This is a genomic window from Clostridium thermosuccinogenes (assembly GCF_002896855.1).
In the GTDB taxonomy this organism is placed as follows: Bacteria; Bacillota; Clostridia; order Acetivibrionales; family DSM-5807; genus Pseudoclostridium; species Pseudoclostridium thermosuccinogenes.
This window is the reverse complement of the sequence record NZ_CP021850.1, coordinates 2,465,488-2,484,940: the sequence shown is the minus strand read 5'-3', so window position 1 is coordinate 2,484,940 and position 19,453 is coordinate 2,465,488. Positions and strand designations below refer to the sequence as shown.

The window sequence follows — 19,453 nt, the reverse complement described above, 5'->3', positions numbered from 1 at the left end:
CCATGCTTTGGGCAATATAAAACAGCTGTACACGATATGTTATTTATCATGTACAGCTGTTTTTAACTTAATTATTTGCTCCAACTTGTAGTAAGAGTGCTCAATGAAATTAATCTTAATTTTAGTTAAAGCAAAAACATCCCGGATCATCGGATAAAATTCGTATTTATTTTAGGTTCGCGTTCAGGCAAAGGGATACCTGATTTTTTGCCGGCTTCGATGCATTTAAGAAGCCATGCCATATTTCTTCCAAGGGTGCGCATGGTCTGCATTCCTTCCAAATCCTGCTTCACTTCCTCCGGCGTATTTCCATGCACCTGATTCCAATACTGGGATGAGACGACCGGCATGTTGTTTATTGTGAAGTACTTGTTGATCTGGTCAAAGGCTGCAGAAGCGCCGCCCCTTCGGCAGCTGACAACTGCTGCACCCGGTTTGTACGCAAACAGAGCGCTTTTACCAAAAAAGACCCGATCTAAAAATGAGGTCAGATGACCTGATGCTGCCGCGTAGTGAACCGGAGATCCGAAAACAAATCCATCTGCTTCGCCTGCTTTGCTTAAGAATACATTAACTACGTCATCTATAAAGCATTTGCCAGTTTTTATGCAGCTGCCACAGCCCAGGCAACCTGAAATCGGCTGGGTGCCAAGCTGCATGATCTCCGTTTCAATGCCGTTTTCCATCAAAGTTTCAGCGACCTCAGTTAAAGCTGTAAATGTGCAGCCCTTCGCATGGGGACTGCCGTTGACTAATATGACCTTCATACCGATTCCCCCTGTTTCGATTGGGTAGTGTCAAAAGTTTTGATATGCTTTTGACCTCTAACCCTTGGTTTTACTTGCTTTTATATTATTAAGGGTTTTACCCTCATTTAACTGGAAATTAAGAATGTATAGAAAGGCAAAGGTACTTGCCCTTTTTTTGGTATAATGTTGTTGCTGGACAACCCCCAAAGAAAGGAGTTAAGTACCTTTGAACAACATTATAACAGTTTTACTACTATACATTCAAATACAAGCTAAAATTATCATTTACCTCATGTGTGCACTCTTTAGTAAAGGATCCGTCCGCAAGTACTACGATGAGCCTGTTAGGAAGCCTTACCGCAAGCTTGTGGTGGATACCATGCCGATTATTGAGACACTTGAGAAGCTTGATTATAAGCAGCTTATTTCAAATCATCTCAAGGAAACCGGTAAGCTTATAACCCCTATTACAAGGAGAAAAGCTTCTACAGTCCCTGATACTATGGCCTGCCCAAGATGTGGAGCTCCTCATGAATACCTTTACGACAATACCGGTGGTAAAGGCCAGTACTTATGCAAAGTCTGCAAGTGCACTTTCAACAAGAAAAACCGTTACCTAAAAAATCTCATCTTCCTCTGCCCCCACTGTGGAAGGACACTGGAACTTAAGAAAGAGCGTAAGGACTTCAACGTACATAAGTGCACCAACTCCAAGTGCCCCTATTACCTTGACAGGCTCAATTCCATGTCCGAGGAAGACAAGCAGCGCTACAAGTCTTCTCCACATGATTTCAAGCTCCATTACATCTACAGGGAGTTTGATATTGACTTTGAGCCTTTGGTAAGAAAGCCTTCCCAGCCTCCGAGTGTAGATATATCAAGGCTTTATGTCTCTCCTCACGTCCTGGGGCTGATACTTACATACCATGTCAATTTTGGCCTTTCTACCCGGATGACAGCTGCCCTTATGCGTGAAGTACATGGTGTAAGTGTTTCTCATCAGTCGGTATCAAATTATGCCGATGCTGTTGCCACAAACATTAAACCCTTCATTGACAACTACAAGTATGATCTCTCAGATTCCATCTGCGGGGATGAGACGTACATAAAGGTTCTGGGCAAATGGCATTACGTATTCTTTATATTCGACGCAGTAAAGAAGATTATCCTCTCATACCCCGTCTCTGCCAACCGTGATGTTAAAGCTGCAATTTATGCTCTTGACGAAGCATTGTCCAAGTTCGATAAGCTTCCTGAGGATCTTACCCTGATCTTTGACGGGAACCCTATTTACATGCTTGCTCAACACTATTTCGCCCAGTACGGCATCCACTTTGACATAAAGCAGGTAATCGGTCTTACCAACGACGACCCTATCTCCGAAGAATACAGGCCTTTAAAGCAGATCATCGAAAGGTTAAACCGCACCTTCAAGGGAAACTACAGACCCACCAACGGTTTTAACAACTATGCAGGTTCAGTATCCTTCCTTACACTGTTTGTAGCCTACTTCAACTTCCTAAGGCCTCATTCCTCTCTGGAAGGCAGGGTGCCGGTGGTCTTAGAAGAGCTCAAAGACCGGCCTAATATGCCTGCCAGGTGGGTTACACTCATTAAAATGTCCCAAGAATACATCAAAGCCCAACAATCTGCTTAAGGAACGAAATTCATCCTCTTATTTTTGTAGCATAGCATAGCAAAACAGTCGCCGCCGAACCTGTGGAGTTTGTGGGTAACCCGCTGATTTGAGGGGTGTGGGTAACTTGTGTGATAAAGTGTTGGCAACACGCTTTTCGTTGCCAATGCTTTATCCACTTGTTATCCATGCCTCGGGCGGGTTATCCATCAAATCCACAGGTATTATATTCCCATGGTTTTTCTTGTTGCTTATTTGGTTTCCAATGTGCATATTTGGTAAATACTCTCATTTCTGGCGTCAAAATTTTATTCTTTCATAGAACTTTTGACACTACCTTCGATTGATTATATTAATATATTAATAATACCACTGGAGGATGAACCCGAGTCAACAAAAAGTGAAAAGAAAAAGGAAGGGACGCTCCCTTGCAATTATCTTCTAAATAATTAAACCCAATAAAAGAAGGATTGTCCTCTATGTGGGATCATTCCCTACGCGATATCCCCCGTAAGGTATCAGGATGCTCACTTTAGTGCCTTGATCGGGGACTGATTCAAAGGTTATCTGGGCTTGGTTGTCGTAGTAGAGCTTCAGCCGGTTTATGACATTCTTGAGGCCGTAACCGCCCTTATACTCTTTATCCGTATGGATTTCGCCGTAGGTTATAAGGCGGGAAATGGTATTTTGACTCATGCCGATCCCATTATCGGTAACTGTTATCCTGACCATATTGTCACAAAAGGATGCAGAAATATGAATCTCACCCTGTTCCACGTCAGAATTGGTAATTCCGTGGATGATGCTGTTTTCCACTATGGGTTGAAGCAGCAGCTTCATGATTTTGAAATTCTCCAAGGATGTGTCGATATCTGTAACCAGATTTATCTTCTTCGAAAACCTGAGGTTTTGAAGCTCAGTATATAAACGAACATGTTCAATTTCATTAATCAGATCTATATAGTCACTGCCATTGTTGAGGCTTATCCTGTAAAATTTGGACAGCTTTATCACGATATCGCAAACCTGCTCCATATCATTGCGCTTTGCAGTCCATAGAATGAGGTCCAGTGTATTGTATAAAAAGTGGGGGTTGATCTGCTCCTGCAGGACTTTCAGTTCCATGGTGCTTAAGTTTTTTCCCAGCAGGTATTGCTCCTTCATTAAGGAATTGATTTTCCGCACCATATAGTTGAAACTGGTTTGTAGCTCACCGATTTCGTCGGCGCTGTCGACAATGCAGGTGACATTGAAATTGCCACTCTCCACAACCCGGATCTGCTTTGCCAGGGAGTTGATCCGTCTGGCATTGTATCTACCATATATATTGGCGAGGAAATAGACACATAGGGTGGTCAGAATTATTAATAAGAAAAATTGCAGCTGCAAATCGGACTGGGCAGCCAGCAAATCTTCCATGGAAGCGATAGAAACCAGCTTCCATGTATTCCATAAAGGGGTGATACCTATAACATTGTTATCAACAACGGATACCACAGGTACGGCATTTATCCTGGTATTATTCCGGAATATATCCTTCACGGATTCCAGATGGGGTTTGCCGATGGTAGTGTATGCAACCAACGGATCATAATTCCTGTTGGTAATCAGAATTTCGCTTTTGGATGTATAATCAGCAACCATCATCATATTTATGAGATCCTCTTCCAGCATGTCCACACATACAACTCCGATGATTTTCTCAAAATTGCTGGAGCTGCGAATCGGCACCACTGCTGATATAATCCGCCTTGTATCATATAGTATGTATTTGAATTCATAAGGTTCCGTGAAATACACTACTGAGTAGAAATCCTTCAGAATTTTGGCCCATTCCGCATCTGCAATGCTGTTCAAGTTATATGTTATCACATTTCTGTTGCTGTAAAGGAAGCCGCTGTCTACATAAAGGCGGATGTTATAAACAGCGGGGGAGGAGAGGTAGCTGGAAACGGTGACATCAAGTTTTCGCAAATCCTCAATCTGCTCATTTATAGGTGTTAGAGAGGGATCTTTTTTCAGTATGTCCGTTAAGGCCGCATTCATGGAAAGAGCTTTTGCTGTATTGGCAAGCTCGCTCAGCCGGGCATTGATGGAGCTTTCCACCTGACGGAGATACAACTCCGACAGAGTTATGGACTGGGTTTCTATCATCTTCTTATTTTGGTAATAGGAAAATCCCGACAGTATTATAAGGGGGAGCAAAATCAACAGAAAAAAAGATATTACCAGCTTCCTTTGATAGGAGCTGTTCTTATATATGATTTTAATGGAATCCAGTAGATTTCTGATCATATATCTCACCTCAAAAATAATGCTCCAGAAGAGTCCTGGAATGTCACAAGAACTTATTGCGGAAAGTGGTCGGGTTTAGACCAAAATACTTGGTAAAGGTCCTGGTAAAATAGTTTTGGTTGGTATATCCCATTTTTTCAGCTATTTCACTGATTTTTAATGTTGTATCCGTAAGCAGGCGCTTTGATTTATTCATTTTCACATCGAGAATAAACTGGTTCAATGTCCTGCCGGTAGTTTTTTTATACAGATGGCAAAGGTATGTCGGGGTAAGATATACGTGCTCAGCTATCTGGTTGATGGAAAGGTTCTTGTCATAGTTTTGGATGATGTATTTTTCCACATCAAAAATAATGCGCCCTTTATTGTCCAGATTGTTGATCTCACCCTGAATTTGCTCCAGCATCTGCAGCAGATATTGTTTTATATCTTCTATTTCCAGAGCATAGTTGATGGTTTCTGTAATGCATCTTCTCTGTATGTGATCCTGCTTTTTTGACTTTTGATTCAGTTGAAAGGCTATAGCCGCCAGTTCATCCTTAATGGCAGGTATATCCTCCGGCCGGCAGCTCCTCATGTATGATACATACTCCTCCAGGAAGTCTATAGAAGAAGCGATATTGTTGTTGCTTATAGGGTTGAAAAACATCTCTTCCAGGTCATGGCGAGGTGTAAAAACAACAGTGCTAAGATCTTTATAAAAAATCAACTTTCCATATCCTACAAGAAAAGCTGATAATACCGCATTTCTGGCTTGATGGTAAGATTCTCTCAGATGCTCAAAAGACGGTACAGGATTGCTTATGCCGACAGCAATGGCTCCGGAAAAATTCTTAACGGTGGCAAAGAGCTCATTAAGCTGTGTTATCAGGCTCTTGTCCGATGCAAAATTCGTGGGTACATTGGCATGCAGGATATATGCATTATTTATGCAGGAGATGATATAACGGTTGTTGAAAATTTGTGAAAAAGCTCTCTTAAATTCAGGCAAATAACGGCTGATGGTGAAAGCTTCGGTCTCATATGCAACCTCTATGCCGGAATTAAAGTGGATTATTATTGTAGCTATTAATTCGTCCAGATCAAGCGGAATATCCTTCAAGGATGATGCAGAAGCCCAGCCTTTTTGAATAATATTCAATGCAATGTCATTGTCTTCTGAGACACTTTCGGAATCATGCTCTTTTTTACAGGCGGCTTTGGCTTTTTCTATGGCTTGTATGAGTTCGCCCAGTTCAAAGGGTTTGTAGATATAATCGACGACGTTGAGACGTATGGCACTTTTGAGATATTCTTTGTCGGAATAACCGCTCAAAAAAATAACCTTTATATTTGGGTGGCGGGGCTGTATCTGGTTGATAAGTGAAATTCCGTCCATTTTAGGCATCCGGATGTCACAAAGTATAATATCCGGTTCCAGGTCATCAATCATCTGAATCGCTTCCAGGCCGTTTGTTGCTTCACCACAGATGGAGATGCCGATCATCGGCCAGTTAATAGCAGATTTTATACCTTCTATTGTTGCAGGCTCATCTTCTACAAGTAACATTTTTAGCATGTATTGTCTCTGCACCCCTTTATATCAGAAATAAAGAAACTCAAAAAACGAAACTCAAAAATTTATAAAAAATCGCAATATTTTATAAATCCATCCCAAAGAGCCTATGTAAAACAGCAAGAAATTATAAATCTTTATTTGAGCAGTTCATTGTAAAATGCCTGTATTATTTTATAAGATAATGTTAGCAAAAACATACAATAATGACAAGAGGGATGTACATATGAACAAAATTGCTCCTGACTTATCGGTATCCAAGACCCGTGAAAAAGCAGTGCAAAAGAAGAAAGAAACCTTTGGGCGGTACTTTATAAAAAATTATGATTTGTATTTGTTATTGATACCAACCCTGATTTTTGTATTCATCTTCAATATTATCCCATTGTACGGGATCACTTTGGCTTTCAAGGACTATAACATGTTTGCCGGGGAAACTCCGTGGAAATCCATCGGCGCCAGTGAATGGGTGGGATTGAAATATTTCATCAATGTTTTTAGCCGGGATGATTTTCTGAGAGCTTTAAGGAATACTTTAATCATCAGCACCTACAAGATTATTTTTATTTTTCCACTCCCGATAATTTTTGCGATTTTTCTCAATGAGGTAAAAAGTGTGAAGTTTCAGAAAGGATTGCAGCTTATAGTATATCTCCCTCATTTCCTGTCCTGGGCTGTGGTTGCCGGAATATTTGTCACACTGCTCAGCTCCACCGGGGTGGTCAACACAATACTTACAGACCTGGGATTTGAGAGGGTCAAGTTTATGATGGACAATAATATATTCCGCAAAGTTTTGGTTTTTTCGGATGCATGGAAAGAAGTAGGATGGAGTTCCATTATATATTTTGCGGCAATAGCAGGATTAGATCAGGAATGTTATGAGTCGGCAAGAGTTGATGGAGCAAACCGTTTCCAGCAGATGTGGCATATTACAGTACCGGGCCTGATGCCGACCATTATTTTGATGCTTATTATCCGCGTCGGAAATATTATGGATGCAGGTTTCTCCCAGATTTTCGCCATGTATAACCCCACAGTATATGCTTCTTCGGACATTATCGGTACCTATGTTTATCGGATGGGCCTTGGAAAAATGGACTTCAGTACAGGTACCGCGGTGGGACTTTTTAACTCTCTGATTGGGCTGATACTGGTTTTGAGCTCTAACAAGCTTGCCAAAAGGGCCACCGGGAAAAGCATATGGTAAAGCATCTGAAAAGCATTTGCAAAAGCATCTGGTATAGAATCTGGTAAAGAATCCACAGGAAAGGAATGCAGAAAATATGAGCAAACGTAATGCGAGAAAAATTTCGGTTTTCATGATTATAAATGTTTTTTTCCTTTGTTTGTTTGGCGTGATTACGCTGCTGCCTTTTATGCATGTTGTCTCCAAAGCCTTCAGTGGAGAGGGCCCTGTTATCGCAGGCTTGGTATCCTTTTGGCCGATAGATTTTCAGATCGATACCGTTCTGCATGTCCTGAAGAAACCGGAATTTCTAGGTTCCTTCAAGGTATCCCTCTTTGTTACTGTAGTGGGCACTGCCATAGCCATGTTTTTTACCGTCACAGCCGCATATCCCTTGTCGAAGCCGAAGCTTAAGGGAAGAAAAATATTTCTGTACATATTCGTTTTTATAATGCTGTTTCACCCAGGGATGGTTCCCAACTATCTGCTTTTCCGCTCTTTAAGGCTTACCAATACCATATGGGCTTTGGTATTTTCCGGCGCTTTTTCCGTATTCAATATGTTTGTTGTCAAAAACTATTTTGAGTCCCTGCCGGAATCCATAGAGGAGGCAGCCAAGATTGACGGAGCATCAAATGTCTATATATTGGTCAATGTCGTACTGCCCATGTCCCTGCCGGTTTTGGCAACAGTTACACTTTTTTATGGAGTGGCTTTCTGGAATAATTACATGTCGGGTGTCCTTTACATCACCGATGCTTCTTTAAAACCCTTGCAGCAATACCTTTATGATCTGATTAACGAAGCTCTCAACACTTATGACGAGACCGGAAATATCAGAGATATCAATGCTGCAATGAACCTCACCGGCGAAAGCGTGCGAGCAGCCACCATAGTTGTGTCAACAGTGCCAATTCTAATGGTGTATCCATTCCTGCAGAGGTATTTCGTAAAAGGAATCACCATAGGTTCGGTAAAAGGTTGATTAGTCTACTCAACTTTACAATGATTTGTAAAGTTATAGTATAATTAAGATAAGGAGGATATTTCAATGAAGAGATTTCTAAGTAGTTTGACTGCATTAATCCTGGTTCTGGCTATGGTACTAACCATGGCAGCTTGTTCCGGAACTAAAAAAGAAAGCACCTCCGGAACAGACAGCCCCAAGACAAACAGTACCGGTTCTGACAGTCAGTCCGGAGATTCAAAAGAATCAGAGGAAGATCCCTTTTTAACCGGGGAAAAGCCGGAGCTTAATATTCTTACATACTACACTAATTTCAACATGAAGGAGCAGCCCAGTCAAAAAGTGGTGGAGGAAATGACTGGATACAAGGTAAACTGGTTTAATCTTCCCATGGATAACCCTGATGAAAAGCTTTTGCTTGAGATTGCAGGAGGCACTTCCTATGACCTGCTTATGAGGATGACACCCAATCAGGCTAATCAGCTTTATGTTCAGAACGCATTGTATGACTTGAAGCCATACCTCGATAAATACGGACAAAATATATATGCAGCTGTATCTGATATGGCAATGGCTTCTGTAACCGACGAAAAGGGCATGATTTATGGTATACCCCATGAGTCTTTTGACGGACCGCAGCCCGGAGGAAATCCTTACGGCGTCCTCAAGGGAGGTATTGGATTTAATACTGCCTATCTGGAAGACTTAGGCATGGACATACCTACCAATATAGACCAGTTGTATGAGATACTAAAAAAATACACTGAAAAAACAGGAAAGGCTGCCTTTACTCAAGCAGCAGGCGGATGGAATACCACTATTCTGGCTGCCTTTGGAATGGGAGATGCAGGCTGGTACGAAGTAGATGGAAAATATCTTCCCCGTATAAAGCACCCTAAAGCTGCTGAATATTTGGCTTTTATGCAAAAGCTGTATAAAGAAGGCTTGTTGGACAATGATTTTCCGATTAATACCGTCCAGTCGGCTAAGGAAAAGTTTACCAATGGGACGACCATCGCATATCCTGTAATGTTCTGGGACATTGATGGTATATACAGTGCTTTTGAGGCGGCTGGTGTTAACGCAAAAGTTAAAGTGGCAACCTATCTTGCTCCGGATGCCAATACGGCTCCTCATGTGTATGTAAATCATGGTATAAGCCATCTTACCTGCATACCCAAGACCGCTAAGAATCCTGAGCATGCCATGATATGGTTTAACACCATCTCCGATGTTAAGAATTTTAAAAAGATATATATCGGAGAAGAGGGTGTAACCTATGAAATAAAGAACGGAAGCTATTATCCGATATTCCCGGCCTTTGCGGATTACACCAATTCGGATAAATTTACCGGCGTAGTACCTACCGACAGGGTATTCGAGATGTGGCAGGCAAGAGTAAGAAAAACGGATGCCATGTCGGAAATGTATGACCAGATGAACTCAAGGATAAACGAGTATACCATCTATAATTACTATGAATCCTATGCATCCTCCATTGAAGCAGTGCAAAAGAATAAGTCTGCTCTGGATAAAATGGTGGACGACTCCCTGATACAAGCTATTGTCAGCGGAGAAGATCCTCAGACCGCTATAAATAAGATTATCGCAAACTGGGATAAAAATGGCGGAGCCGAATATGAAAATGCAATGGAAACCTGGTATGCGGAAAATAAATCAAAATTTAACTAAAGCTCAGTCAGCTTGACGGCTGATAAGCTGTATGCTGCTGATATGCTGTATACTGTGAAGGAAACCTGGTGGGCCGGACAAGTTAAAAGGCCTATCAGGTTTCTGTATAAAAGAGCTTTACAAAGAACTTTAAAAAGGGTTTTGCTCCTGCAGGACGGACATGAAGTTTTAGGCGGCAAGCCTGGTTATTTATTACGATTTTAGTACAAAAATAAATTGTTGCTTTCATTATTGATTGAGCTTTGCAAGCATGGGTGTGGGACAAAATAATAGATTTTAACAGGCAAGTGTATTACGATATAGGTTAGTATTGCAGCACGGTGCGAATTCATGATGTTTTTTGCTTTGTTTTGCTTATTAATGGAAAACGGTTTCCGGACTTCCTTGGAGATAACAAAGCGTTACATATTAATACATACCATGAGGAGGTACTTATGTATGGGTTCCAGATATCAATTTTTATACGATGCGGATGTTGTCGTATGCGGCGCGGGAACAGCCGGCTCCATAGCGGCAATTGCGGCAGCAAATGAAGGGAAAAAGGTCGCGATGATCGAGCAATTCGGTACTGCCGGGGGAAGTGCAACTCTATCTTTAGTAACACCACTAATGCATACAGGTATAGAGGGAAATCCCATGTGCTCCTATGTCAGTCAAAAGGTCAATGAAAAGCTTGTGGAATACGGAGGTGCCACAGGAGACGGATCGGTATTTGATCCCCAAATGCTGGCTCTGGTGCTGGAGGAATTTTTGCTGCATGAAAATATCAAAATTTTCTACCATACTTTTGTATGTGAAGTGTTAACGAACGGCAGCTCCATCAGGGGAATTGAGGTGCATAATAAATCAGGCCGGGGACTGATAACAGGGAGCATTTATATAGATGCCACAGGAGATGGGGATGTATCCTATCTGGCAAAGGCATCCTTCCGGTCAGGGGACGAAGAAACGGGTAAAAACCAACCGGTATCCCTCCGCTATATGATAGGTGGCGTTGATATCGAGAAATTTTGGGAATACCTGAACTCATTGAAAAAGCCGGAGCAAAGGCAAGCCTATGACCCTGAAAGCAATTTTCATGCTGCAGTTACTGTACCTAATAGAGACTGGCCGCTTTATCCTGTTTTTATGGATGCGATTGCCAAAGGTGATTTGATAGAAGATGATGCGGTCTACTGGCAGGTTTTTGGGGTTCCGGGAAGGAAGGATACATTGGCTTTTAATTGCCCTGAATTCTTTGAGAGGACCAACGGAGTGGATTACGAAGACCTCACCTTCGTTCAGATGCAAGGTAAAAAGGCTATACTGAGGCAGCTGAGATTTTATAAAAAATATTTTCCTGGCTTTGAAAACGCATATATTTCCGCTATTGCAACTATGGTAGGGATACGGGAATCCCGCAGGATCGACACTGATTATGTGCTTACTGCCGAAGATGTGCTGTCCCACAGAAAGTTTGATGATGGTATCGCTCAGTCCAATTACCCTGTAGACATCCACGGAAGGAAGCTGAAGCTGATAGAAAGCAAATCCAGGCAGGGCAGTGATGAAAAACCATACTATGAAGTACCTTATCGCAGCCTGCTGGTTAAGGGCATCGACAACCTGCTGGTAGCCGGAAGGTGTATAGGTGCTGATTTTATAGCTCAAAGCTCTTTGCGGGTTATGCCTACATGCCGGGCTATTGGTGAGGCATGTGGAATTGCGGCAGCTATGGCTGTTGAAAAAGGTGTAAGCCCACACCAGATTGACGGGGCTCTTGTTCGTAAGCGCATGATTCAACTGGGAGCCAAATTTGCTTAAATTTAGATTCGCTGAAAATATAATAATTTTCTAAGGAAAAGAGTTTCTAAGTTTTAGAAAACTCTTTTCTTTTGCATAGAAAATACCAGTACAATCAGTTGATTTTACATACGGAATAATTTGCCTCAAAATCAACCTGAAAAGCTGTGTAGTTTAATTTCGCTGCATTTGCTTATAATAAATCAAAAACACGATCATAATAAAACCAAGGTAGTCACGAATACTGCGATTTGAAATAAATAATTTCGAAAGGGTTCTATGATATGGGGTTATTTAGGTTGCTATCAAGAAAAAACAGAAAGAAAATCCAGAAAGTTAATACAGACACCAATGTTTCAAAGGTATTTGGAGATTACCAAGGTATTCACTTGGACAAAAGTCTTGACAATAACATTAAAAGCATTAAAACCATCTTCAGGGATTGCGATGATATTGTATACCGTCCTTTCAAAATAGCAAAACGGTTTAAGGCCGAGTTGGTATATATGGATGGTATGGTAAAAATAGATGCTGTGGATAATTTTGTAATGAAACCCCTCATGCTGGAATATGGTATGGCGGGAATAGAAGTGGAAGATGAAAAAAAGGCTTTCCTGTATGCAAAAGAAGCCATAATATCCACGGCTAATATAAAAGAAAGCAAGGAGCTTGAGAAAGTTCTACATGCCATAATGATAGGTGCTGTAGTTATATTTATAGAAAGAAATGAGTCTGCATTAATTGTAGAAGCCAAGGGCTGGGAACAACGCCAGGTGGAAGCACCACAGGACGAAGTCACTGTACGTGGCCCCAGGGATGCTTTTACCGAAAATATACGAACAAATTCGGCTCTTATCAGGAGGAGAATTTGCGATCCTAAACTCAAGCTTAAAGGCTACTTAATAGGAAGGCGGAGCAAGACCCGGGTCGAAGTAATGTATATTGAGGATATCGCAAATCCCCGATTGGTGGAAGAAGTATTTAATAGGATAGAAAACATAGATGTTGACAGTGTGGTGGGCAATGGCTTACTCGAGCAGCTTATGGAAGATAATTGGATTTCTCCGTTTCCTCAGTTTATGACAACAGAACGGCCGGACAGGGTGACTGCGGCACTTTTGGAAGGCAAAGTATGCATCCTGATAGATAATTCATCCATGGCGTCGGTACTGCCTGCTACAATGAATGACCTTTTAACGGCACCGGATGACTATTACGAGCGCTGGATGGTGGCAACGCTTATACGCATTGTGCGCCTTACCGGCGCTGTTGCATCAACCGTACTACCAGCCCTTTATATAGCCATGGTATCATTTCATCCGGAAATGATTCCATCAGCTTTTGCCTTATCAATTGCATCCTGTAGGGAAGGGGTGCCTTTTCCGGCTTTTGTAGAAGCCTTTCTTATGGAAGGCAGCTTTGAATTGATGAGAGAAGCGGGTATAAGGCTGCCGGGAAGTTTAGGGCAAACCATGGGAGTGGTAGGAGCGGTGGTCATAGGTCAGGCTGCAGTTTCCGCAGGAATTGTCAGTCCTGTTATGGTAGTGGTGGTGGCGTTAACAGGTATTGCCAATTTTACTGTTCCCAGCTTTGATGTGGCTTTAAGTTACAGGCTGCTGCGCTTTGGACTGATGATCCTCTCAGCCGTTTTAGGACTATACGGGCTTATCCTTGGCCTCTTGTTGATACTGAGCCATATATGCATTTTAAAAAGCTTTGGAACACCATATCTGGCTCCATGGATTCCACTAAATCTGAAGGACCTGAAAGACACGGTATTAAGGGCACCGTGGCAGTATATGAGCTATCGTCCTTCCTACATGCACACACAGGATAAAAAGCGGTCGGATCTGGATAAGGTCGAAGAACACCTTAAGAGAAGGAAAGGAGAATAGTGGTGAAGCGGATCCGGATTATTATCTTGATTTTAGTGGTATTTCTTTCCGGATGCTGGGACAGAATAGAACTGGACAGGCGTTCTTTTGTTTTGGGTGCAGCTCTGGATATGGCACCTGAAGACAATGAGCTTACCATTGAGAAGTTCGCTGATACCAAAAAATCTCCTCTGTTTATGCTGACTTTGGAGACTGCTCTTATACATAAAGATGCAGAAAGTGAGAGTGGAAATGGTGGAGGTAATACACAGCAAAAGAGGAATTCATTGCTGCATACCGGCGTGGGAAACAGCTTCTTTGAGATTTTGCGTGAAGAAGCCAAGGAATCAGATCGAATATTGTTTTTTGGACATCAGCAGGTTATTATCATCGGAGAAGAGCTGGCCCGAAAGCATAATATTTTGGAGGTGCTTGACTTCTGGATCCGAGACCCTGAAGTGGACCGAAGTATGAAAATATTGCTTGCCCGTGGTAATGCCAGGGAGTTATTTAATGCTGATCCAAAAAACAGCAAGTATGTCAGCGTGTTTATATTTAATCAGTCGGAGCAAAATCGGAAAAGTGCTGAGTTTATTAATAAGGATTTTACTTCAATCATGAGTGAATTGACGGAGTGTGGCAATGGGTTGCTGGGAAGCATCGAATTTTCTGAAAATAATTCCCTTAGAGTATCAGGAAGTGGAGTAATAAAGGATTGCAGGCTTGTAGGCTGGCTGGATGGGCATGAGACCCAGGCAGCTCAATATGTTTTAAATGAAGCAAAGGGTGGAGAAATCAACGTTGAGGATCCGGAGAGACAAGGCAAATTTATTACGGTTGAGATTTCCGGCGTGGGTACAAAGCTGAAAGTTGATACTAAAAATGAAATTCCCCGTTTTACTATAGATACGAAGATAGAATGCAATATCACAGAGATAAATGATGAACCGGTGAAAATTGGTAAGGAAGCCATTGCCAGTGTGGAGAAAGCTGTATCAGCTTATGTAAAGAAGCAAATTAAGAATACGGTGGAGAAACTGCAGAAACAATATAAAGCTGATGTTTTAGGTTTTGGAGAGACGCTTAAAAAGCGTCATAATAAGCAGTGGAAAGTATTGGAAAAGGACTGGGATGCGATCTATCCCGAAGTGCCGGTATCAGTACAGGTTTCGACGAAAGTACGTCACATAGGTCGGGCATATTAGTGGTGGTTATATGTTCAGAAATAATGACAAGATCAATACAGAGGAAGCTACATTTTTTATAATAGCGAGCACGATTGAAGTAGGGATGCTGACCGTAAGCAGAAATCTGGCAAAGGAAGTAGGACCGGATGCATGGTTGGCCTTCCTATTAGGAAATGTGTTTACTTTGATTGCTACATTTATCATAGTTAGATTGGCACAGCGCTTTTACAAGCACGGATTTGCAGAGTTCAGCCGTATAATAGCAGGCCCGGTCATAGGATGGATACTATCGGCGGTCCTGGTAGTCTACTGGATTGTTGTTTCCGCCAGGGTAATGAGTGCTTCTACAGATTTGGTCAGGACGACTTTGCTCGATAGGACTCCCATTTGGGTGATTGTCTTCTCCATTATGCTGATAGCCGTTTATCTGTGCTGGAATGGTTTAGAGCCTTTGTGCCGTGTGTCTCTAACTACCGTCGTCGTTATTTTGCCTTTAATAACTCTAATAACCTTATCGTTATTGAGCGAGGTAAAAATAGACAACTTTCTGCCTTTTCTTGCAGAAGGCCCTCAAAAGGTGTTGAAGTCTGCTATAATGCAATTGGGCGATATAGAGGAAATGACCTTCATGCTTTTTCTAGTACCCTTTATGAAAAAACCTGAAAAGGCTATGAAAGCTGCTCTGTTTGGGCTGTATATACCGGTGTTCCTTGCCTTTCTTTCAATAGTTACTCAAATAGGAATTCTGGGAGTTGAACTCACGAAGATTTACTTGTCCCCCGGGGTTGCTGTCCTGGAAGAACTGCAACTTCCGGGTGCATTCGTAGAAAGATTAGGTGTGGCATACTCCGGGCTGTGGATTATTTTAGTTTTTCCCACAATATGCGGCCTTTTATATGCTATAGTTGTGACATTATCGCAGATGTTTGGCACTAAAAGCCATAGACCGTTCATCATACCTGTGGTTATACTGACATATATCATCTCTATTATACCTGGGAATACATTAGAGTTTGAAAAATTCTTCATGTTTTTGGAGCCTTATGGCCTTATAGTATCATTTGTCATACCCCTCCTTCTGTATATTACGGCTGTTATAAGGGGAGTGAAGGATGAGTGACGGATGCTGTTATGTATTAAAAGCTTATTTGCCTTGCTCCTGTAAAATTGTGACATCATCTGTAATTTGCATTTTCAACTCTTTAATACTTTTTTCTTTTCTACCCTAATATGCATGTTGACAAGATTAACTCCTTGTGGTATTGTGCATTATATAAATTATAATATTAGCGCATACTTATTATGATTTAGGGGCCTTGGAAAACTAGTTTTTCTAAAAGGGCTTTTTTTCGTGATTATGATGCGATTGCTTATTTGGTTGAAAGGGAAGGTGAATCATGAATAAGACAGAGCTTTTGGGTAGGTGGACTAAAGAAAAGTCCGAAGAATTGTATGGGATAAAAAATTGGGGCGCTGGCTATTTTTCCATCTCCGACAAGGGAGAGGTGATAGTGAGCCCATATAAAAATAATAATACAACTGCAATCAGCCTTATGGACATTATATCCGGTGTACGTGAACGTGGCCTTGACATGCCGGTTTTGCTGCGCTTTGAAAATTTGCTGGATTCTCAGATTTCGTATCTGAACAATTCCTTCAATGAAGCGATGAAAAATCTGAACTACAAAGGGGTATACAGAGGCGTTTACCCCATCAAGGTAAATCAGCAGCAGCAGGTTGTTGAAGAAGTGACTAGATTCGGACAAAATTACCATCATGGATTGGAAGTAGGCAGCAAGGCAGAACTGGTGGCAGCCCTTTCCCTGATGAAAGATAAAGAAGCCTGCCTTATTTGCAACGGATATAAGGATGAGGAATTTATAGATTTGGGATTGTATGCAGTGAAAATGGGGTTTAAGTGCTTTTTTGTCATTGAGTTTCCCGGGGAGCTGGACATAATATTGGAACGTTCAAAAGTTCTGGGGGTTCAGCCGTATATGGGCATACGTATTAAACTTTCAGCCAAAGCCGGAGGACATTGGACTGAATCCGGCGGGGATCGCAGCATATTTGGCCTCAACATGTCCCAGCTGATAGAGATGGTGGATATCCTGAAAGAGCACAACATGTTGGATTGCCTGAAGCTCCTCCATTATCATCTGGGATCTCAGATACCCAATATTCAGGATATACGTTCCGCCGTATTGGAAGCAGCCAGGGTATATGCTGAACTGGTAAATGAAGGCGCCCCTATGGGCTATCTGGACTTGGGCGGCGGCCTGGCCGTCGATTATGACGGTTCAAACACCAACTATGCCTACAGCCGCAACTATACAGTTGAAGAATACTGCACCGACGTTGTGGAGGCAGTAATGTCAATAATGGATTCGAGCAATATACCTCATCCGGTGATCATTACCGAATCCGGAAGGACTACGGTTGCTTATCATTCCGTGCTGGTTTTCAATGTGCTGGATGTGGAGAAGTTTGAAGAGTATGAAATTCCTGACAAGCTTGATGAGAAGGCTCCGGAGCAAATTAAGAATTTGTTTGAAGTAAGCAAGAATATTAGTCTGAAAAATATTCAGGAATGCTATAACGATGCTCTTTACTATAGAGATGAAATACGGGACATGTTCAAGCATGGAAGAATAAGCTTGAGAGATCGGGCTTTTTCTGAGAGAATCTTCTGGAATATCATCAACCATATAGCAAAGGAAAAGCAGAAGCTGAAACATGCACCGCCAGAGCTGGAAGATATAGAGAGTGCGATCGCAGACACCTATTACTGCAATTTCTCAGTATTTCAGTCCATCCCGGACAGCTGGGCGATTGATCAGTTGTTTCCAATCATGCCTTTGCACAGGCTTTTGGAGTTGCCCAAGCGCAACGCGGTCATTGCAGACATCACCTGCGATTGTGACGGTAAAATTGACCGTTTCATAGACCTGCATGATGTAAGAAAATCATTGCCTTTACATGAGATGAAAAACGGTGACGACTACTACCTGGGTGTTTTTCTTGTGGGGGCTTATCAGGAAACACTGGGCGATTTGCACAACCTCTTTGGGGATACAAATGTGGTCAGTGTGAGAATTAATCCTGACGGAACTTACGAACTGGTTAAGGAAATTCACGGAGACAGCGTGTCGGATGTCCTTTCCTATGTTGAGTTCGATCCAAAAGCTATGCTGGTGAGCTTCCGTGAAAAGGCGGAAGAAGCGGTAAGGGCAGGATTAATCACCGCCAGCGAACGCAAGGAAATAATGCGGGCATATGACAACGGAATGCGTGGATATACCTATTACGAGAGATAAGCAGGTTGTGTGCCGGCGGCTTAGGTATGGAATCCGGCGTCAAGCTTGCTTTGCGCAGAGGTTCGGTGAGAGACTTTTACCTCTTCATCGGGCAAGATCATCACTATAATAAAACTTATAATATATGCCAAATCGGATCCTGTGAAAAACAGAGATTTGATGTTCTTTGCAAAGGGAACAGGTGAAACTTTTCATGCAGCAGGCAGCTATCAAAGCTGTCTGCTGTTTGTTTTTCAGAAAAGAAAAATGCTTGCGCAACCACATATGTTTGCGTATCGCAACCAATAATGAAAAACATTGCTATTTTAATATTAACCAATTAACTTATTAGATAATAACTATTTTGATCAAAAACTTAACTTCAATTTTGAAAAACTACACTTTTATTTAGTAATAATGCTGCAGTTTTGCCTGCAGCTGATAACATATTGGTTTTATTTGGAATATTATAAAGTGTGATGCTTTTGTATGGAGTGGGTCTGCAAAATCGCCGGCTATCACAAAATTGCCCGGAACGTTTTATTGCAGCTATTTAGAAAGATTAAAAAAACCTCGCTCTCAAAATTAATCCTCACTCTCCGGAGGGGAATTTTCCCTTTGCTTCAATACATGGAGCCGTGAAAATTCCTCCCGTTCTTTTTCCTCCAGTGAATTCTGTATATGGCTTACCAGCTCCTTGTATTGGGGAATCACAATGCTCTTTAAGGCATTGGCTCTTTTCTGGGTTTTTCTTATATGCTCCGCCAGCCTGTATATGGTATTTTCCACTTCAGCTATTTCCAGGCAAAGGAATTTAACCTTGTTGAAATTCTCATATGCCATATCCAGAAAGTAATTCGTCCTGAAAATACTGTAGTTTATCTGAAGGTTTTCAGGGTCCTTATTGATATTGACAATTGGTATTTCAACACCCATAATGCTTTTGAACTTCAGATCAATGTTCTCTTCCACAGGAATTGCATAACCTACCTGCTGGAGTGTGTCAATGCCCAGGGATATGTTGGCACGCTGCAGGGCTTTGTAGGCAGCACTGAAAACGCTGTCGATTTTGGCTTGGATTTTCTGAGCCCTATCTATAAGCGACAGCATTTCAGTTATAAGGATATTTCTTTTCCTGTCCAGCAGCTCATAACCTTTGACGGACAAGCTGAGGTTAGTACGGGCCTTTATGAGATTACCTTTTGTAGGAAAAGTAGAAACATCCATAAAA

13 protein-coding genes are annotated in these 19,453 nt (G+C 41.8%); 9 read left to right on the top strand and 4 right to left on the bottom strand.

Annotated elements, in window-relative coordinates:
- Positions 1 to 146 precede the first annotated feature (146 nt).
- Positions 147 to 767, bottom strand: a complete 621-nt coding sequence (locus CDO33_RS10790; RefSeq protein ID WP_103080013.1) for a flavodoxin family protein — start codon at positions 765 to 767, stop codon at positions 147 to 149.
- A 274-nt stretch (positions 768 to 1,041) separates the two neighbouring features.
- Here CDO33_RS10790 and CDO33_RS10785 point away from each other — a divergent pair, with 274 nt between their 5' ends.
- Positions 1,042 to 2,406: a DDE-type integrase/transposase/recombinase gene (locus tag CDO33_RS10785; protein WP_207655289.1), complete on the top strand. Its 1,365-nt coding sequence runs from the start codon at positions 1,042 to 1,044 to the stop codon at positions 2,404 to 2,406.
- A gap of 456 nt (positions 2,407 to 2,862) precedes the next feature.
- Here CDO33_RS10785 and CDO33_RS10780 read toward each other — a convergent pair whose 3' ends face one another.
- Positions 2,863 to 4,680 (bottom strand): cache domain-containing sensor histidine kinase, encoded by a 1,818-nt coding sequence (locus CDO33_RS10780; protein ID WP_103081573.1) that lies wholly within the window; start codon positions 4,678 to 4,680, stop codon positions 2,863 to 2,865.
- A gap of 43 nt (positions 4,681 to 4,723) precedes the next feature.
- A complete protein-coding gene (locus CDO33_RS10775) occupies positions 4,724 to 6,229 on the bottom strand; it encodes a response regulator (RefSeq protein WP_161496700.1) in 1,506 nt (501 codons plus the stop codon).
- 232 nt (positions 6,230 to 6,461) lie between these two features.
- Here CDO33_RS10775 and CDO33_RS10770 point away from each other — a divergent pair, with 232 nt between their 5' ends.
- The 8 genes from CDO33_RS10770 (at position 6,462) to speA (ending at position 18,243) form a co-directional block, all read left to right on the top strand.
- Positions 6,462 to 7,445 (top strand): ABC transporter permease, encoded by a 984-nt coding sequence (locus CDO33_RS10770; RefSeq protein ID WP_103081619.1) that lies wholly within the window; start codon positions 6,462 to 6,464, stop codon positions 7,443 to 7,445.
- A gap of 76 nt (positions 7,446 to 7,521) precedes the next feature.
- Positions 7,522 to 8,409: a carbohydrate ABC transporter permease gene (locus CDO33_RS10765; RefSeq protein ID WP_103081575.1), complete on the top strand. Its 888-nt coding sequence runs from the start codon at positions 7,522 to 7,524 to the stop codon at positions 8,407 to 8,409.
- Positions 8,410 to 8,475: 66 nt separating this feature from the next.
- The gene (locus tag CDO33_RS10760) at positions 8,476 to 10,083 is read left to right on the top strand and encodes a type 2 periplasmic-binding domain-containing protein (protein ID WP_103081576.1); all 1,608 of its coding nucleotides are present in this window, start codon (positions 8,476 to 8,478) and stop codon (positions 10,081 to 10,083) included.
- 438 nt (positions 10,084 to 10,521) lie between these two features.
- Complete coding sequence (locus CDO33_RS10750) at positions 10,522 to 11,886, top strand: FAD-dependent oxidoreductase (RefSeq protein ID WP_161496510.1); 1,365 nt, start codon at positions 10,522 to 10,524, stop codon at positions 11,884 to 11,886.
- A gap of 263 nt (positions 11,887 to 12,149) precedes the next feature.
- Positions 12,150 to 13,760, top strand: coding sequence for a spore germination protein (locus CDO33_RS10745; RefSeq protein WP_103081579.1), 1,611 nt, complete (start codon positions 12,150 to 12,152; stop codon positions 13,758 to 13,760).
- Positions 13,761 to 13,762: 2 nt separating this feature from the next.
- Entirely contained in the window at positions 13,763 to 14,944 is a 1,182-nt protein-coding gene (locus CDO33_RS10740) for a Ger(x)C family spore germination protein (protein WP_161496511.1), read from the top strand.
- A gap of 10 nt (positions 14,945 to 14,954) precedes the next feature.
- Positions 14,955 to 16,046 (top strand): GerAB/ArcD/ProY family transporter, encoded by a 1,092-nt coding sequence (locus CDO33_RS10735; RefSeq protein ID WP_103081581.1) that lies wholly within the window; start codon positions 14,955 to 14,957, stop codon positions 16,044 to 16,046.
- A gap of 277 nt (positions 16,047 to 16,323) precedes the next feature.
- Complete coding sequence (gene speA, locus CDO33_RS10730) at positions 16,324 to 18,243, top strand: biosynthetic arginine decarboxylase (RefSeq protein ID WP_103081582.1); 1,920 nt, start codon at positions 16,324 to 16,326, stop codon at positions 18,241 to 18,243.
- A 564-nt stretch (positions 18,244 to 18,807) separates the two neighbouring features.
- Here speA and CDO33_RS10720 read toward each other — a convergent pair.
- Entirely contained in the window at positions 18,808 to 19,449 is a 642-nt protein-coding gene (locus CDO33_RS10720; protein ID WP_103081584.1) for a V-type ATP synthase subunit D, read from the bottom strand.
- Between the last annotated feature and the right edge of the window lie 4 nt (positions 19,450 to 19,453).

What these genes read in the sequence shown, in the direction of transcription:
- CDO33_RS10720 (WP_103081584.1), bottom strand. Translation starts at nt 19,449, where the DNA reads ATGGATGTTTCTACTTTTCCTACAAAAGGTAATCTCATAAAGGCCCGT.
- CDO33_RS10735 (WP_103081581.1), top strand. Translation starts at nt 14,955, where the DNA reads ATGTTCAGAAATAATGACAAGATCAATACAGAGGAAGCTACATTTTTT.
- CDO33_RS10750 (WP_161496510.1), top strand. Translation starts at nt 10,522, where the DNA reads ATGGGTTCCAGATATCAATTTTTATACGATGCGGATGTTGTCGTATGC.
- speA (WP_103081582.1), top strand. Translation starts at nt 16,324, where the DNA reads ATGAATAAGACAGAGCTTTTGGGTAGGTGGACTAAAGAAAAGTCCGAA.
- CDO33_RS10745 (WP_103081579.1), top strand. Translation starts at nt 12,150, where the DNA reads ATGGGGTTATTTAGGTTGCTATCAAGAAAAAACAGAAAGAAAATCCAG.
- CDO33_RS10775 (WP_161496700.1), bottom strand. Translation starts at nt 6,229, where the DNA reads ATGTTACTTGTAGAAGATGAGCCTGCAACAATAGAAGGTATAAAATCT.
- CDO33_RS10760 (WP_103081576.1), top strand. Translation starts at nt 8,476, where the DNA reads ATGAAGAGATTTCTAAGTAGTTTGACTGCATTAATCCTGGTTCTGGCT.
- CDO33_RS10770 (WP_103081619.1), top strand. Translation starts at nt 6,462, where the DNA reads ATGAACAAAATTGCTCCTGACTTATCGGTATCCAAGACCCGTGAAAAA.
- CDO33_RS10785 (WP_207655289.1), top strand. Translation starts at nt 1,042, where the DNA reads ATGTGTGCACTCTTTAGTAAAGGATCCGTCCGCAAGTACTACGATGAG.
- CDO33_RS10765 (WP_103081575.1), top strand. Translation starts at nt 7,522, where the DNA reads ATGAGCAAACGTAATGCGAGAAAAATTTCGGTTTTCATGATTATAAAT.
- CDO33_RS10790 (WP_103080013.1), bottom strand. Translation starts at nt 767, where the DNA reads ATGAAGGTCATATTAGTCAACGGCAGTCCCCATGCGAAGGGCTGCACA.
- CDO33_RS10780 (WP_103081573.1), bottom strand. Translation starts at nt 4,680, where the DNA reads ATGATCAGAAATCTACTGGATTCCATTAAAATCATATATAAGAACAGC.